The organism is Janthinobacterium sp. 17J80-10, assembly GCF_004114795.1.
Taxonomy (GTDB): Bacteria; Pseudomonadota; Gammaproteobacteria; order Burkholderiales; family Burkholderiaceae_D; genus Paucimonas.
Map to the genome: position 1 here is coordinate 3,083,824 of NZ_CP035311.1, position 16,290 is coordinate 3,100,113.

At 59.9% G+C, this 16,290-nt stretch carries 16 protein-coding genes; 9 read left to right on the plus strand and 7 right to left on the minus strand.

Annotated elements, in window-relative coordinates; genetic code table 11:
- Positions 1-7 precede the first annotated feature (7 nt).
- A complete protein-coding gene (locus tag EKL02_RS13850) occupies positions 8-1,591 on the minus strand; it encodes a bifunctional aminoglycoside phosphotransferase/ATP-binding protein (RefSeq protein WP_164932022.1) in 1,584 nt (527 codons plus the stop codon).
- Positions 1,592-1,756: 165 nt separating this feature from the next.
- Here EKL02_RS13850 and EKL02_RS13855 point away from each other — a divergent pair, with 165 nt between their 5' ends.
- Positions 1,757-2,779, plus strand: coding sequence for a hypothetical protein (locus EKL02_RS13855; protein ID WP_128902592.1), 1,023 nt, complete (start codon positions 1,757-1,759; stop codon positions 2,777-2,779).
- Positions 2,780-2,807: 28 nt separating this feature from the next.
- On the opposite strand, the gene EKL02_RS13860 is transcribed toward EKL02_RS13855, so the two are convergent.
- The 3 genes from EKL02_RS13860 to EKL02_RS13870 form a co-directional block, all read right to left on the minus strand.
- The gene (locus EKL02_RS13860) at positions 2,808-3,803 is read right to left on the minus strand and encodes a ribose-phosphate pyrophosphokinase (RefSeq protein WP_128902593.1); all 996 of its coding nucleotides are present in this window, start codon (positions 3,801-3,803) and stop codon (positions 2,808-2,810) included.
- Positions 3,804-3,958: 155 nt separating this feature from the next.
- Complete coding sequence (locus tag EKL02_RS13865) at positions 3,959-4,186, minus strand: hypothetical protein (RefSeq protein WP_128902594.1); 228 nt, start codon at positions 4,184-4,186, stop codon at positions 3,959-3,961.
- Positions 4,187-4,326: 140 nt separating this feature from the next.
- Complete coding sequence (locus EKL02_RS13870; RefSeq protein WP_128902595.1) at positions 4,327-4,524, minus strand: hypothetical protein; 198 nt, start codon at positions 4,522-4,524, stop codon at positions 4,327-4,329.
- A gap of 216 nt (positions 4,525-4,740) precedes the next feature.
- Here EKL02_RS13870 and EKL02_RS13875 point away from each other — a divergent pair, with 216 nt between their 5' ends.
- Positions 4,741-5,025, plus strand: coding sequence for a DUF378 domain-containing protein (locus tag EKL02_RS13875; RefSeq protein WP_241687721.1), 285 nt, complete (start codon positions 4,741-4,743; stop codon positions 5,023-5,025).
- 500 nt (positions 5,026-5,525) lie between these two features.
- Here the strand turns inward: EKL02_RS13875 and EKL02_RS18280 are convergent, their stop codons facing one another.
- The gene (locus tag EKL02_RS18280) at positions 5,526-5,684 is read right to left on the minus strand and encodes a hypothetical protein (protein ID WP_164932023.1); all 159 of its coding nucleotides are present in this window, start codon (positions 5,682-5,684) and stop codon (positions 5,526-5,528) included.
- Between the two features lie 256 nt (positions 5,685-5,940).
- Here EKL02_RS18280 and EKL02_RS13880 point away from each other — a divergent pair, with 256 nt between their 5' ends.
- Positions 5,941-6,498: a hypothetical protein gene (locus tag EKL02_RS13880; protein ID WP_128902597.1), complete on the plus strand. Its 558-nt coding sequence runs from the start codon at positions 5,941-5,943 to the stop codon at positions 6,496-6,498.
- Positions 6,499-6,685: 187 nt separating this feature from the next.
- Positions 6,686-9,610 (plus strand): EAL domain-containing protein, encoded by a 2,925-nt coding sequence (locus EKL02_RS13885; RefSeq protein ID WP_128902598.1) that lies wholly within the window; start codon positions 6,686-6,688, stop codon positions 9,608-9,610.
- 45 nt (positions 9,611-9,655) lie between these two features.
- Here EKL02_RS13885 and EKL02_RS13890 read toward each other — a convergent pair whose 3' ends face one another.
- A complete protein-coding gene (locus tag EKL02_RS13890; protein ID WP_128902599.1) occupies positions 9,656-9,859 on the minus strand; it encodes a hypothetical protein in 204 nt (67 codons plus the stop codon).
- A 181-nt stretch (positions 9,860-10,040) separates the two neighbouring features.
- On the opposite strand from EKL02_RS13890, the gene EKL02_RS13895 reads away from it, so the two are divergent.
- The 5 genes from EKL02_RS13895 (at position 10,041) to EKL02_RS18410 (ending at position 15,928) form a co-directional block, all read left to right on the plus strand.
- The gene (locus tag EKL02_RS13895; RefSeq protein ID WP_128902600.1) at positions 10,041-10,913 is read left to right on the plus strand and encodes an SAM-dependent methyltransferase; all 873 of its coding nucleotides are present in this window, start codon (positions 10,041-10,043) and stop codon (positions 10,911-10,913) included.
- A 223-nt stretch (positions 10,914-11,136) separates the two neighbouring features.
- On the plus strand, positions 11,137-13,155 hold the full coding sequence (locus tag EKL02_RS13900) for an acyl CoA:acetate/3-ketoacid CoA transferase (RefSeq protein WP_128902601.1): 2,019 nt from the start codon (positions 11,137-11,139) through the stop codon (positions 13,153-13,155).
- A gap of 94 nt (positions 13,156-13,249) precedes the next feature.
- On the plus strand, positions 13,250-14,449 hold the full coding sequence (locus EKL02_RS13905) for an EAL domain-containing response regulator (RefSeq protein ID WP_128902602.1): 1,200 nt from the start codon (positions 13,250-13,252) through the stop codon (positions 14,447-14,449).
- A gap of 107 nt (positions 14,450-14,556) precedes the next feature.
- Positions 14,557-15,471, plus strand: a complete 915-nt coding sequence (locus EKL02_RS13910; RefSeq protein WP_164932024.1) for an NAD(P)/FAD-dependent oxidoreductase — start codon at positions 14,557-14,559, stop codon at positions 15,469-15,471.
- A gap of 19 nt (positions 15,472-15,490) precedes the next feature.
- On the plus strand, positions 15,491-15,928 hold the full coding sequence (locus EKL02_RS18410; protein WP_206732400.1) for a hypothetical protein: 438 nt from the start codon (positions 15,491-15,493) through the stop codon (positions 15,926-15,928).
- Positions 15,929-15,964: 36 nt separating this feature from the next.
- Here EKL02_RS18410 and EKL02_RS13920 read toward each other — a convergent pair whose 3' ends face one another.
- Complete coding sequence (locus tag EKL02_RS13920; protein WP_128902604.1) at positions 15,965-16,174, minus strand: hypothetical protein; 210 nt, start codon at positions 16,172-16,174, stop codon at positions 15,965-15,967.
- Between the last annotated feature and the right edge of the window lie 116 nt (positions 16,175-16,290).

A 16,290-nucleotide genomic window follows, 5' to 3' on the forward strand; every position in this document is an offset into this window, starting at 1 on the left:
GCGACGTTCAGCGCAACCGTTCCCAGGCAGCGCGAACGGTTTGCACCAGGTCGCCGGCAGCGCTGTCGACCTGCGTCACATAAGGCATTTCCTCCACTGACAACGGCTCATGGCTGGCGCGCTGGTGTTCCAGTACGGCCTCGCCGGCATCCGATGCATCGCCGCCGCGGCGCGAGCGCATGACAACGCGTTCGCGCAGGATTGCCTCGCCGGCGCATACGTCAAGCATCATGAAAGGCACGCCGAGTTCTTTCGCCAGCGCGGCGAAGGCATCGCGCTGCCGCCGTTCCAGAAACGCGGCATCGACAATCACCGGCCAGCCAGCCGCGATGATCCGCCGCGCCAGCAAGGCAAGGCGGGCATACGTCGCCATGCTCGCGGCAGGCGCATACAGGCCGCTGGCTGGCGCAGCCCCTGCCGGGCTCGCAGCGTCGATGCCATGCATGCGCTTGCGCTCGACATCCGAGCGAATGCGCACGGCGTCGCACAATTCCACCACGGCAGCGGCAACCGTCGACTTGCCGCTGCCGGAAAAGCCATGCGTGATCATCAGCGCAGCCCGCGCCGGCTGCACACAGGCGAGCGCAAACTGCAGATAGGCTTGCACGCGCTGCGCGCATGCGGCACGCTGCGGGTCATCTGCCGCCAACTCCTGCAGCCGCAGCACGTAGACCTTGCAACGCACCAGCGCGCGCAGGGTCTGGTAGTAGCGCAACAAGTCCAGGTCGAGGTAATCGCCCGTCGCTTCGAGATAACGGTCGCGCAGGCGCGCAGCCAGTCGCGGCTGGCCCAGCACCTGCAAGTCCATGGTGGCAAATGCCAGGTCGTTGAGCACATCGATCCAGCGCAAGCCCTCGCTGAACTCGATGCAATCGAATGCCGTGGCATGACCGTGCAGGGTCAATATGTTGCCGCAGTGCAGATCGCCGTGTCCCTCCCGCACCCGCCCTTCCCGCCTGCGCCGCTCGAATACCGGGCGCAGCTGCACATGCATATCGGCATGCCATGCCGATAGCTTCGCCACCTGGCTGGCCGGCACGGTCTCGGTCAATGACGCCTGCAGCGTCGCCAGGATGTCATTGGCGCTGGATTGCAGCAGCGCCGGCGAGCCCCATGCGCTACCATCCGGCGCTGCCGGCGCCTGCTGGTGAAAGTGTGCGAGGTTGCCCGCCAGCTGGTCGATTTCATCAGGCGTAATGGCCCCGATCGCGACACGCTCGCTCCACAGCGACGCCTGGGTGAAGGCGCGCATGCGCAAGGCATATTCAATTGGTTCGCCCTCTCCTGCGAGCTGCGGCGCATCGACACTGCCCGTGATGGCCTGTACGTCCAGGTAGAGCGTTGGCGCCAGGCGACGGTTCAGGCGCAATTCCTCTTCACAATAAAACCGGCGCGCATCGAGCGAGGAAAAATCCAGGAAATCGAAATGCACCGCTTTCTTGATTTTCCAGGCATGGTCATTCGCCACGAGGATCCAGGAGATGTGGGTTTCGAAGCGCGCCACGGCGCCTGTGGCAAGCCGCAACCTGTCGGCCAGTGCGCCGATCAGCGCCTCTTGCCTGCGCAGGGCATTTTGCGAATCTGTCTGCATGCTGTCGTAGCGGCTGGCCGCAAGGGGAAATATGCCGGCTATTCTAGCCCGCGCCTGCAACGCGCGACAACTCGGCGTCGGCACCACTGGCACTGCCAGACGAAGCCCCGCCAGTTTGCGCACGCGCAAACCGCGTGCCTTGCCTGCTGTTAGCTTGCAGGGAAGATGAGCATCCCGCCTCCGCCTCCCGAAATCAGCCTGGAATCCAAGGTGGCATTCCTGCGCCAGCCGAGTGCCTATGCCGAACCATGCTTTCGCGTCGAAGCCATCGAAACGCACATGTCCTGGGTATTCCTTACCGATCATCATGCATGGAAGCTGAAAAAGCCCGTGCACTATGACTACCTGGATTTTTCCACGACCGCTGCGCGGCGATTTTATTGCGAAGAGGAATTGCGCCTGAACCGGCGCCTGGCACCCAGCACCTACCTTGGCGTGGAGCCCCTGGGAATCGATGCCGTCGACCGCCTGTGCATCGGACGTGGCGTGCCGATCGACTGGCTGGTCAAGATGCGCCGCCTGCCCATGCGACACATGCTCGACTACGCCATTCGGGATGGCAGCGCGTGCGAGAAGGACATTTCCGCGCTCGCCACGCGCATGAGTGCATTCTATGCAGCTTGCACGCCAATCCCGCTGGAAGCGGAAAACTACCGGCGCCGCTTCAGCGACGACGTCGCCCGCAATGCCGGCGAGCTGTGCACACCGGCATACGGATTGCCCGGCGCGCAGGTTGCCATGGTTTGCCAGGCGCATGCTGAATTCCTGCAACGCCACGGGTCCATGCTGGCGCAGCGGCTGGCGGAAAGCAGGATCGTTGAAGGTCACGGCGACTTGCGGCCAGAACACATTTGCTTGCGCCCGGAACTTGCCGTCATCGATTGCCTGGAATTTTCGCGCGACCTGCGCATTATCGATGCCGTCGACGAGCTCGGGTTCCTTGCAATGGAATGCACGCGACTGGGGGCACCGGCGCTCGGACAATGCCTGTTGCGCGCCTATTGTGATGCTTCAGGGGACTTTCCGCCACAGGTGCTGCTGCAGTTTTACCAGAGCTTTCGTGCCAGCCTGCGCGCGCGGATCGCCATCCGCCACTTGAATGAAGAGAAATTCCGCTACTCGAACGAATGGCGGCAGCGCGCAATGGCTTACCTGGAGCTGGCGCAGCAATTCCTGCCTGCCGCATGAGGCTGCCATGAAGTCTGCGGCGCCCGCATCATGAAAACTCCGCCAGCGCCGTGAGGGAGCCGCCGCCATGCATGCGCCGGATGGCTTCGGCGAACAACGCAGCACTACTCAGCAATGACAGCTTTTGCCGCGCCGCGCCTTCGCCCAGGCGAAATGGCGGCACCGTATCGGTGACAGCGATGCGCTCGATCGCATCGCCCTCCAGCACCGTTGGCGCATCCGCCGTAAACAAACCATGGCTGGCAGCGGCATAAACCGTTGCCGCACCCTGCGCGCGACACGCGCGGGCGGTACGCACGAGGGTATTGCCGGTGCTGACCAGGTCGTCGACGATGAGCGCGATTTTGTCACGCACCTCGCCCACCAGCAGCTCGCCGCTGACTGTCCCGCCGCTACGGTATTTCTCGGCAAAGGCGGTACCCACAGGCTTGCCTGACTGATGCGACAGCAACTGGCGAAAACGCTCGACACGCTTGATCCCACCGGCGTCGGGCGAAACCACCACGGTTTCGCCCTCGCGCAAAAGCGGCAGGAAGTAATTGACGAACAGCTTGTTGGCTTCGAGGTTTTCGGCACGGATGCGAAAGGCATTCTGATACGCCGCGAGATTATGCACATCCATGGTCAGCACGGCATCGGTGCCGACCGCCTCGAACAGGGCCGCCAGATACCGCGTCGTCACAGGATCGCGCGGCTTGGTCTTGCGGTCCTTGCGCGCATAGGCAAGGTAAGGGACCACTGCCGTCACGCGGGCTGCGCTGGCATCCTTCAGGGCCCCGATAAAGAATAGGAGGCGGCAGAGCTTGTCGTTGCCGCTCTGGCGCGAATCGCCATACAACGAATGGATGACGAACACGTCACGCCCGCGCACATTGTCCAGCGGGCGCGCCTTGTGTTCCGCATCTTCGAATTCGCGTTCTTCGTGGGCGCTGAGGGGAATCCCAAGGTAGGCTCCGATACGCTCGCCGAAATCCTGGCTTCCCTCCAGCGCGAACAATTGCAGTTCGCTATCGGTATCCTTCATGCAAGCCGCCTCTTTCATTGCCGTCTGATGCCAATCCCATACTATGGCATCCGACGCCTGCGGCAAAAGCGTGCTGTGGCAAACCTGTGCGCTATATCAAGCCCGGCGTTGGGCAGCGGTCTTGTGATCTCCAACCCGATGAAGACCGCGCGGAATCAGCGCAAACGTGCGTTGCTGTCGAGTTGCCGTCGCTTGGGTTGTTCATGGCGCAATTTTTGCAAATCTGCCATTGCGCGGTTGGCGAGCGTGCGCGTGTTCAAGTCGCTTGACGATGCCAGTTGGGCAACCATGCGAATCGCTGAATCGAGCAGTCCGGCATGTGACATGCGGCGACGCTCCTTGACCGGACTCTCCGGATTTTTCTCGCGGCGCAGCGTGTCCATATTTTTATACCGGAATTAAGTTGTTTTTATTATAGCAACTATTGGCAACTAGCAAGAATTATTGTGATTGTGCTGCCTTCACGCGATGCCCGCACGGTATCGGCCCTGCCCGATACGCGGCCTGGCATCGCGCAAGCAGGTCAGGCATTTACCAAGGTTAAATCTGGCTTTCTTGCCAGCAAACGCCTCTCCACCGCCAGATCATCGTGTTCGAAAGCTTCAGCGCATCCCCGGTCGCAAAACCGGCGACCATCGCCCAACTGGTGATCGCAATACCAGCAGGTAGCGTTGGCTGCAGGAAACTTCGGGGTGGCATAACGATATTGTTGTTCGTTCATTGGTGTCTCCAGGAATTTTTTTTTGTGTCGGAGATGCAAGGTTACGGCGTGCGAAAACGAAGGCCATGATTTAAATCAACAGTCTGCCTTGACAGAAACGCGGAAGCCGGCAAACGGCAAATCGTCAGCCGCTGCTTATAATGAAAAATAATCTGGATGAATGACCGACGCAATCAGGGAGATTTTGCAGTCAGCAAGGAGCTTGCAATGGCAACAATGGATACTCCCCATACTGAGCGGCGCCACGTGCCGGATCGCCGTGCTGCGGCCACGCGGGGCGTGCAGACAACCGCCTGGACATCAACCCTGGATTGGGTCGCCATGGCGCTGATGATCATTGGCGGTCTCAACTGGGGCTTGGTCGGGTTGTTTGATTTTGACCTGGTCGCCTTCCTGTTCGGTGATCAGAGCCTGGTATCACGCGTCATCTATATGGCCGTTGGCTTGGCATCGGTCTATTCGCTTTACCTCGGCAGCAAGATGGCGGGTACCCAGGCATAAGCCCGGCGACACGCAGTCGGCTGCCTGAATGCGGATCGCCGGCGCGTGCGCTACCCATGGCAATTACCTGCGCAGTCAGCCATGCCAGCGACGCCGCCGGCAGCCAGCCGATCCCCATGCCCAGCCACCAGCCGTATTGCGCTATGCCAAAGATATAGGAAGCAAGAAATGTCAGGAGCGCAACAACCACCGCTAGCCGCCCGGCCATGGTGGAAAGATTGGAAACGGTGTACTGTGCGCATAGCCGGCAACTGCGCAAGACCGGCGCGGTTGCGACAACAGCCTGGGGCGCACAAAGTGATCCCTGCCAGTGCGTAGATTTTTTCATTGATGCCTCCCTTTGCCAGCCAGACAAAGCTGATGCAGTCAATGAGAGTGCATGAAAGGCAGAAAGTTTTCTTTAATTCATTGAGCAGGCTCAGTCGATTTGACTGCCGCTCGAGCAAAAGGCGAGGAAGCTTCAGCGATGCCTTGCAAACATCACTGTTGTCAGCAACACATTACAAGTAGGTGTGGATTGCCCAGGCGATGATGGCAATGCTGGATACGGCCGATGCGGCGATGCACAGCACTGCCTGGAGTTTATTGTAATTAAAATTTTTTCGGTCTATGGAGTCGACAAGGCCGGTCTCAGCTATCGACTGAATATTTTTCTGCATGACGCCTCCCTGAATCACAGCAACAATGGTGTTGATGATTATAGGCACTGATTTCGGCAGGTCAATAATCCAGTAGGCAACATTTCTCCCTTTATTTTCACCTAAATACGGCAAACTGGACCGCTTTATACTTTCCGCAGTATATTTATTACTTGCAGACCAACATTTTTTCTATAATTCAACCACTGCTGACGGGCTCTACCCGCTTGCAGATTTCTGGCGACTGTGCCGGTTCGGGCAACACCTTCTTTTAATCATGCCTACAATTTCCCTGCAGCTCCTGCTCCTCTGGCCTTTATCCGTCGTAATTGCTGCCTTGCTGTCCGTCATGGTCTGCGTTGCCGTCATTAATACCAGGACGAAACGACAGCAGCGCCAGGTGACCCTGCTCAATACCGTCATCCGCGACTATTTTCGCCACAGTGGCGTGGAAGTGAGCGTGGACAGTCTCCAGCGCGGCCCGGGCAATCGCTTCACAGCCTTTGTGGAATCCGAACCGATGAAGCGTTTTCGGCTTTCCCACATCATCGAAATGACCTTGCGCGCGCATATCGCGAAAACCTGCGGTCTCGAACTGGACAAAATCTATTGGCGTTTCCCCATCCGGGAGGCGGCAACCGCAGCAACAGGGACTGGCGCCGACAAGCCTGCCGACAAGTCAGGTGACGACTATATCAATGAAGGTTTGGTGAACTACCGGGATTTGCCGAAAGTCGATGTCAGTGAAATCCCCTGGGAAAGATTCGAAGAATTTGCCAACAGCGATCCCAACGCTCCGGCTGTCGCCGCAGCTTCCCCAAGCCAGTCCCGCTAGGCATCCCATTTCATTGCTGCCCGTGGTTTAAATCCGCGCGGCGCCATCACCACGTCCACGTTGTGCCCTCTCTGTGCCGGAGCAAGCTCTGCTTGCCGCGCCGATGTTGCTGCATGAACCATGTTCGCCTGCCAAGGTCGAATTCTCACTCCCCGCACATGGGCCGCCATCCCAATAGCATTTCCGAATGGAACTTCACCCTCGCATGCAGAGCACTGGCCTGGATCTTCACACGATGGATCCGGCGACCAGTCAAGCGCCAGCACAATCGCTGGATCCCCGCCCTGCAGGTCTGCCTGCCGGTGCCGATCCCTGGCACGCTGCCTGCGTGGGCATGCCGGATGGCTTTTTGCTGGGGGAAGTGAGCAAAGCCGCCAACCCGGGCAGCGAAGTGCGATTGCTCGACATGAACGAGACGTTCCGACGCCAGTTCGGCCTCGAGCCGCAAGGCCCCGCCACCGGCAAGCCGGCGAGGATGGGACAAGTGCCGGCGTGGCTGCGCCATTGCGCGCAAGTTGCCTGGACACAGGAATCCATGGTGATCGACCATCACGATCCGGCCAGTGGCCGCCAGTACGAGTTACGCGCCTACAGTCCGGCAGCAGGGCAGTTTGCGATTCTCGCACGCGACATCACGGCGCAACGGCAGGATAAATCAGACCTACTCGAGCGCGAAAGACACTGGCTGAATATCCTCTCCGGCTTGCCGGGCATGGTCTGGGTGGCGCGACCGGATGGCACCATCGAATTCATCAGTCGCCAATGGCTCGCCTATACCGGCCAGGATCCGACGGGCCAGCAGGGCGTCAACTGGAGCGTGGTGCATCCGGATGATCTCGAAGGTGCCAAGGCGGCATGGCGCAACACGGTACAGACCGGCCAGCCCTGGAACGTCGAATGCCGCTTTCGCCGGCACGACGGCCAGTATCGCTGGTTTTCCTGGCGCGGTACGCCGCTGCGCGACGATGGCGGCAACATATCGCACTGGTTCGGCGTGTGCTCGGATATCGACGAACTCAAGCGCGCCCAGGAAAAGCTGAAGGAAAGCGAACGCCGCTATACCACGCTGTTCAACAACCATACCGTGGCGATCGCGCACTATACGATACAGACAGACGCCAACGGGCAACCGGTCGATTATCTCGTCAACCGGGTCAATCCTGCATACGAGCGTATTGCCGGGATGAGTCATGCTGCTGTCGAAGGCAAAAAAATCACGGAAATCTTTCCTGACATCCGGAATAGCGCCTTCGATTTCATCGGTCACTTCGGCCGGATCGCACTGGGAAGCGGCGAAGGCAGTTTCGAAACAGTGTCGCCGCACCCTGGCGGACGCTGGGTCTCCATCTATGCTTACAGCCCGGCGCCCGGCGAATGTACAGCAATGTTCTTTGACATTACCGAACGCAAGCAGATGGAACAGGTGCGCCGGGAAACCGAACGTCGGCTGCAACTGGCGGTCGCGATCGCCCACCTCGGCTTCTGGGAATGGGAAGTCGTCAGCGATAAATGCTATTTTTCGCCCACCTGGAAAAAGCAGCTGGGCTATCAGGACCACGAAATCGCCAACCTGACTGAAGAATGGCAGCAACGCCTTCACCCGGAAGACCGCAAGCGGGTGCAGGCCGAAGTGGCGGCCTACCTGGCGCACCCCTCGGCGGATTACCGGCTGGAATACCGGCTGCGCCACCGCGACGGCAGCTATCGCTGGATGATTGCCAACGCCGTGCCGCTATCGCGTCACAGCAGGGAAGGCATCAAGCTCATCGGCACCCAGCTCGATATCACTGAAAACAAGCTGGCCGAACAGCGCGTGCGCGAAGCCGCGCAGCACGACCCCTTGACGGGCTTGCCCAACCGCGCCCTGATTTTCGAATACGCCGGCCACCTGGTCGCGGCCGCACAGCGCAGCCGCAAGCAGGGCGCGGTGCTGTTCATCGACCTCGACCGCTTCAAGCCCATCAATGACCTGTATGGCCACGAGATCGGCGACAAGCTGCTGCAGGAAGCGTCGCAGCGGCTGCTCAATTGCGTGCGCGCAGAAGACCTGGTGGGTCGCCTCGGCGGCGATGAATTCGTGGTGGTGCTGCCACACGCCGACGAGGAACATCCCGCTGCCACCGTTGCCCAGCATGTGCTGGAGGCACTCTCTGCGCCCTTCGAGATTGACGCCCTTGACCTGTCGGTCTCCGCCTCGGTGGGCATCAGCTACTTTCCCCAGCACGGCACCGATGTCGATACCCTGATCCATGCGGCCGACATGGCGATGTACCAGGCCAAGCAGGGTTGCCATGGCAGCGCCCAGGTGTATTCCAAGGCCATGAATGCGCGCTTCGATGCCGCCACGTCCATCGAAGCGCGGCTCAAGCGTGCGCTGGCGCGCGGCGGCCTGGTGCTGCATTACCAGCCCGTGATCGACATGCAGACCCGGCGCCTGACCGGCGTCGAAGCGCTGCTGCGCCTCTCCGGAGATCACGGCGAAATCATCGGCCCGGACCAGTTCGTGCCGGTTGCCGAATCTGCCGGCCTGATCGGCATCGTGGGGGAATGGGTCGCCACCGAAGCTTGCCGGCAGCATGAAGCCTGGTGCAATCAGGGCTTGCCGCCGGTGACGATCGCCATCAATGTCTCGGCCCTGCAGTTCCGGCAGCGCGGCTTTGCCAGGAAACTGACCGACATTATCCTGGACTCGTCGGTCGATCCGGCAAACATCGAACTCGAAGTGACCGAGAGTACCGTGATGGACAGCATGGAAGATGCAGTGACAATATTGAACAACATCCGCGCCGCCGGCATCCGCATCGCGCTGGACGATTTCGGCACGGGCTACTCCAGCCTGAGTCACCTGAGCCATCTGCCGCTCGACAAGCTCAAGGTGGACCAGTCATTCGTTCGACGCCTGGATCACGACCGCGCCAGCCGTGCCATCACCGGCGCCATCATTACCCTGGGGCGCACGCTCAATCTGGAAGTCGTCGGCGAAGGGATCGAATCGGAAGAAGCGCTGGATTACCTGCAGCAGAACGGCTGCAACCAGGCGCAGGGATTCTTCATCAGCCGGCCCCTGCCGGCGGCCGCCTTCGCCGAATGGTATCGAGCCCATCTTCACTAGGAGGCAACGCGGATTGTGACTGGCTGCATCCGGTCCGGCGCTCGCTCAGGAAGAATACCCCTGGCCGCCCCGCTCCCGTTCAACGGCAGCCAGATGCGCCTGCAGGGCCACCACCGCTGCGACCTTATTGGAAACCGTTGGACTGTCGTAAAACTTCGCCAAGGCATCCTGGATCGCGTCTGCGCTGCGAATAGCGTCCTGCGTCTGCATCGGCAGGCGCTTGCCGGCCTGTTCTGGCTGCGTGTACATGGTGTCTCCGGATTATTTGAGGGATGAATGCGGCAACCTGTAGCTGTCGCATTGCAACAGTGTCAAAAATCCCGGAACCTCAGGTCTTGATTTTTCTCAAATATTATTCTCATGAGTGCGCCACCCCACACAGGAACACCCTGCGCATACAATAGCGGCTGTTACACACTGGAAGTACCCCATGAACGCACCAGAAATTCGTCCCGGCCAATCGATTGAACTGCTGAAAGAACTGCACATCCTGACCCGCGACGGCAAGATGAACCAGGATAGCCGGCGCAAGCTCAAGCAGGTCTATCACCTGTACCACTTTATCGAACCCCTGCTGCAAGAAGTGCGCGCGGCGCATGGCGATGTCAGCCTGGTCGACCATGGCGCCGGAAAATCCTACCTCGGATTCATCCTGCATGACCTGTTCTTCAAGGACCAGCCCGGCGCCTCGCGTATCTTCGGCATCGAAACGCGCCAGGAGCTGGTGGAAAAATCGCGTGCGCTGGCCCAGCGCCTGGGTTTCTCCGGCATGGAGTTCCTCAACCTTTCGGTCGCCGAATCGATCGCCACCGACAAGCTGCCGGCCACCATCGACATTGTCACGGCGCTGCATGCCTGTAATACGGCAACGGATGACGCCATCCGCTTTGGCTTGCACAAGAAGGCCCGGTTCATGGTGCTGGTGCCGTGCTGCCAGGCCGAAGTGGCTTCCGTCCTCAACCGCAACAAGGGCAAGTCGCTCGGCAAGAATGCGCTGACGGAAATCTGGCGCCATCCCCTGCATACCCGCGAGTTCGGCAGCCAGATCACCAACGTCCTGCGCTGCCTGCAACTCGAGGCGCACGGCTACCAGGTCAGCGTGACTGAACTGGTGGGCTGGGAGCATTCCATGAAAAATGAACTGATCATCGCCCGCTACCAGAACCTGCCACGCCGCCGCCCGAGCGAACGCCTGCAGCAGGTGCTCGAAAATCTCGGCCTGGAAGAATTGGGCGAACGCTTCTTTGCGCCCACGCCTGCGGCCCCCTCGGCCGAACAGGCTGGTGAAAAATCTGCCGGGTAAGTTGTACCGGCGGTTTTTCACTGCTGACCCATTGCGCGGTGCAGCATGTCGCTCTGGCAGCACAAAAACAGGCCACAAGATCCTCTTGCGTGAAAATCCTCTGCAGCACCTGTGCTGCGGGGATGTTCATACGCGCCCGGGCAGACTATGATAGCGGGGAACCGGCGCGCCCGAGACACGCGCCAGAATGGCTGGCAAGACTACGATAACAACTAGGAGCACCATGCAAACGGCAGAGCACGAATTCACACGCGGCAGCGGCAAACGCATCAAGATCGTCAGCGCCCAGGACGCGGTCCGACTCATCCATTCCGGCAATACCGTCGCCACCGGCGGCTTCGTCGGCATCGGCGTGCCGGAAGAACTGCTGATCGCGCTCGAGGATCTCTACCTGTCGAACCAGGGCGAGAACGGTCAGTCGGCCGGGCCGCGCGACCTGACGCTGGTGTATGCCGCCGGCCAGGGCGATGGCAAGGAAAAAGGCCTGAACCACCTCGGCCACGACGGCCTGCTCAAGCGCGTCATCGGCGGCCACTGGGGGCTGGTGCCCAAGATCCAGCGCCTCGCCATCGACAACAAGATCGAGGCCTACAACCTGCCGCAAGGCGTCATCTCGCACCTGTACCGCGACATCGCCGCCAAGCGCCCTGGTCACCTGACCCGCGTGGGCCTGGGCACCTTCGTCGACCCGCGCAATGGCGGCGGCAAGCTCAACGACAGAACCAGCGAAGAGCTGGTGCGCGTGCTGCAGATCGATGGCGAAGACAACCTGCTGTACAAGGCCTTTCCCATCGACGTTGCGCTGATCCGCGCCACCACGGCAGACCCCGACGGCAACCTGACCATGGAGCGCGAAGCGCTGACCCTGGAAATGCTGTCGCTGGCAATGGCCGCGCACAATTCCGGCGGCATCGTCATCGCACAGGTCGAGCGCATTGCCGAGCGCGGCACGCTCAATCCGCGCCAGGTCAAGATTCCCGGCATCCTGGTCGATTGCGTGGTGGTGGCCGAGCCGCGCCACCACTGGCAAACCTATGCCGAGCCCTACAACGCCGCCTACAGCGGCGAATTGCGCGTGCCCTCCAACACCCTGAAGGCAATGCCACTGTCCGAACGCAAGATCATCGCGCGGCGCGCCGCCTTCGAGCTCTCCGCCAACAGCGTCGTCAACCTCGGCATCGGCATGCCCGAGGGCGTGGCTTCCATCGCCCACGAAGAGCGCGTGATCGACCTGTTGACGCTCACGACCGAACCCGGCGTGATCGGCGGCATTCCCGCCTCCGGCGTCAACTTCGGCGCCGGCGTCAATACCCAGGCGATCGTCGACCAGCCCTACCAGTTCGATTTCTATGACGGCGGCGGCCTCGACATCGCCTTTCTCGGCCTGGCCGAAACCGATGCCGCCGGCAGCGTCAACGTCAGCAAGTTCGGCGCCCGCCTGGCCGGCGCCGGCGGCTTCATCAACATCAGCCAGAATGCCAAAAAAGTCGTCTTCGTCGGCACCTTCAGCGCCGGCAAGCCGACCATCACCGTGCGCAACGGCCAGCTGCACATCGAAGGCAAGGATGGGCCATGCAAGTTCGTGCAAGCGGTCGAGCACATGACCTTCAGCGGGCAACTGGCGCAAAAGCTCGGCAAGAATGTGCTCTACATTACCGAGCGCTGCGTATTCGAGCTCACTGCACAAGGTCTGGAACTGGTGGAAATCGCCCCGGGCCTCGACCTCCAGCGCGACATCCTTGATCACATGGCGTTCGCCCCGCGCATCTCCGACGACTTGCGCACCATGGACGCGCGCATTTTTCAGGCAGACTGCATGGGCCTGCGCGACATCCTGCTGGAAGTGCCGCTGGAGCAGCGCGTGCGCTACGACCGCGTGCGCAAGACCCTGTTCATCAATTTCGAAGGCTACAACGTGCGCGACCTCGATGATGTCGAACACATCCGGCGCCAGGTCGTCCACGCGCTGCGCGACGTGCACCAGAAAATTGCCACAGTGGTCAACTACGACAATTTCTCCATCGACCTGGCGGCGGTAGATGCCTATGCCGACATGGTGAAATACCTGACCGACAAGTTTTATTCGGCCGTCACCCGCTACTCCACCAGCGGCTTCCTGCGCGCCAAGCTCGGGCCGGACCTGGCCAATCGCGAGGTGCCCCCGCATATCCACGAAAAGGCTGGGGCGGCGAATGCCGCCAGCGCGACCGGGCCTGAAGCGGATCAGGCATCGGCGGCTTGAGCGAAAATATTCCTGCTGCGCGCGTTGTTACCCGCCGGAAAATGGGATAATCCGGCGCGAGACGCCCCTGCCGAAAAATCAAGGAAGATTTCCGATGCCGCTTGCCGATCTGACCTGCCTGGTCGTGGAAGACAATGAATTCCAGCGCCGCTGGCTGGTGGCCATGCTGGCCAACCTCGGCGCCACCGGGGTCATTGAGGCCGCCGATGGCCTCACTGCCCTGGCGCTTCTGGAAGACCCGCAGCGCCATATCGACATCTGTTTCATCGACCTGAACATGCCCGGCATGGATGGCATGGAGCTGATCCGCCACATGGGCAAGAGCGCCAATCCGGTTTCGATCATCCTGGCCAGCGCGCTCGATCCTTCGCTCATTTTCTCGGTCGAATCCATGTCGCAGGCCTATGGCGTCAACCTGCTGGGCACGATCACCAAGCCAGCCACCCCGGAGGGGCTTGAAGCCCTGTTGCGCCGCTACACTGCCCCGCCTGTCCGGCTTCAGGCGACGACCGACCTGCCGGCAACGCCGACACTCGAAGATATCCTGCAAGGCTTGCAGGACGACCAGTTCGTGCCTTACTTCCAGCCCAAGGTGGAACTCGCCAGCGGCAAGGTCAAGGGCGTTGAAGCCTTCGCCCGCTGGGAACATCCGCAACTTGGCGTGATCGCTCCGCACGCCTTTATTCCGCAACTCGAAGCGAGCAGCCGCATCGACCTGCTCAGCTGGAGCATCATCAGGAAATCGGCGGCGGCCTGTCGCGCCTTGCATGATGCCGGCCATCCGATCGGCGTTTCCATCAACCTTGCCTCGCAACCGCTGGACGCACTGGAATTCGCCGACCATTTCGCCAGCTGCATGGCTGCGCATGACGTCGATCCCGCCAGCATCACCATTGAAATCTCTGAATCAGCCTCCAGGACCGAGCTGCCGGGTTTTCTGGAAAACCTGGCCAGGCTGCGCATGAAAGGCTTCGTGCTGGCAGTAGATGACTATGGCACGGCCAATACCAGCCTGCAGCACCAGTTGCGCATCCCGTTTTCCGAACTGAAGATCGACCGCTCCTTCGTGGTCGGCGCCGCCCGCAACGAAACGCTGGGCCTGGCACTGGCGTCCAGCCTGGAACTGGCGCAAAAACTCAAGCGCGAATCGACAGCGGTAGGCGTGGAAACGCGCCAGGACTGGGACTTGCTGCACAAGCTTGGCTGTACCAATGCGCAAGGCTACTATATCGCCAAGCCGATGGCCTTCAAGGCGCTTCCCGGCTGGATCGCGGAATGGTCACAGTTTTTTTAACATCACAGTTTCTTCTCACCGGCATTTTTAACAGCCGGCACCCGGCGTCCTGAGCATTGGCATGAAACCTGCTGCTTTCCTGTAAATATCCAGGAAACGGAGCTGCAGTGGCACAAGCCAACAATACCGATTCTCCTTTGGACTGCCTGATTGTCGGGGGCGGCCCGGCCGGCTTGACAGCCGCAATCTACCTCGGTCGATTTCTCCGTAGCGCACGCGTCATTGACGCAGGCAAAAGCCGGGCATCACTGATCCCGACATCGCACAATTATCCCGGATTCCCCGAAGGCATAAGCGGCAATGAGCTCTTGACGCGCCTGCGCTTGCAAGCCTGCCGATATGGCGCAACGATAAATCAAGGTATCGTGGAGAAACTGGAACACGATGCAAAAGACATGTTCATCGCCCACTACGATGGGCAAACTCTGGCGGCACGTACCCTATTGCTGGCAACCGGCTCTGCCGATATCGAGCCGGCCCTGCCGGATTTTGATAATGCCATTCGCCGGGGATTTTTGCGTCATTGCCCGATATGCGATGGCTACGAGGTACAGGGACAAAAAGTCGGCATCTTTGGCATGGGCGATAACGGTGTAAAAGAAGCGCTTTTCATTCGCCGCTACACGGACGATCTTACATTGATGACTTTAGGTAATGGCGACAAATTAAATGAGCAGCAATGCAAACTTTTATATGAAGCAAACATCAAACTGATCGAGGATCCGATCTCTGAAGTGCAAGTTTCCGGGAAGCAGATTATTGGGTTAAAGGTGAAGGACGGCCAGGCACTCCTTTTCGATACCTTGTATTCAATGTTGGGCTGCATGGTGCTTTCCGGCATTGCCACCCAATTGGGTGCCAGATGCGATGAGAGCGGCAACCTGATTGTCAGCCACAACATGGAAACCTCGGTTGCAGGCTTGTTTGCTGCTGGTGATGTCGTGCATGGACTTAGCCAGATCTGTGTTGCTGCAGCTCATGCAGCTATTGCAGCAACTGCGATCCATCACCGCCTGTCTTAAAACATAGTGGAGGAAATTTATGACTGCACCCCGTAAAGTCGCACCGCAAGCAAAGCCGGCACAGAAGGAAGTAAATTCTTCGAAATTACCCTCATCGCAAGGTGATTCACCTCAGGAAATTATCCCCAAGGATATTTCCTCCAGGGATGCATCCTGGGCAGATTTACACGAAAGGAAAACCACCTCGGACAATCCGGACGAACGTACCGAGGCATTGCTGGATGAGGCCGTCGATGAAAGCTTTCCGGCCAGCGATCCCGTTGCGGAATTGCCGAGCACACAGGGCAGTCAGCAATATTGCGCCGGCAATGACGAGGAAGAAGAGTCACTGGACCACGCCATTGAAATGACGTTTCCCGCCAGCGACCCGATCGCGATCCCAAGCAGCGAAGAGCTGCACCATGAGAAAGACCTCAGGAAAAGCAAGCCAAACCGGGCGACCGCACCGGCTCGCTGATGCATGAAGCCCTGCTGATTGCCTGAAATTTTGCAATCAGCGGGCCTTTTTCCTTCTTTTCTTCCGTGGCACCCCCACGGCCTCGCCCCATAATTCTGCCATCTGCCGGCTGCCCTGCGCCATCATGAGGGCGGTCTGGCGGCGCGCTTCGGCCGTCGCGCGGCTGCGCGCCGCACCGGCAACCGCATTCGCCCCGCTCAGCCACATACTGAGAAAGGGATTTTTCTTGGTCCAGGGGTTTTTCATTGATCCTCCACTTTCCTGAAATTCACCCAAGCAAGGGCACCGGATCGATGATCCTGACCCACTTTGCAAATTAGACCCCTTCCTGCCAGAACATTCCCGGACTTGAAAAGAAAGCG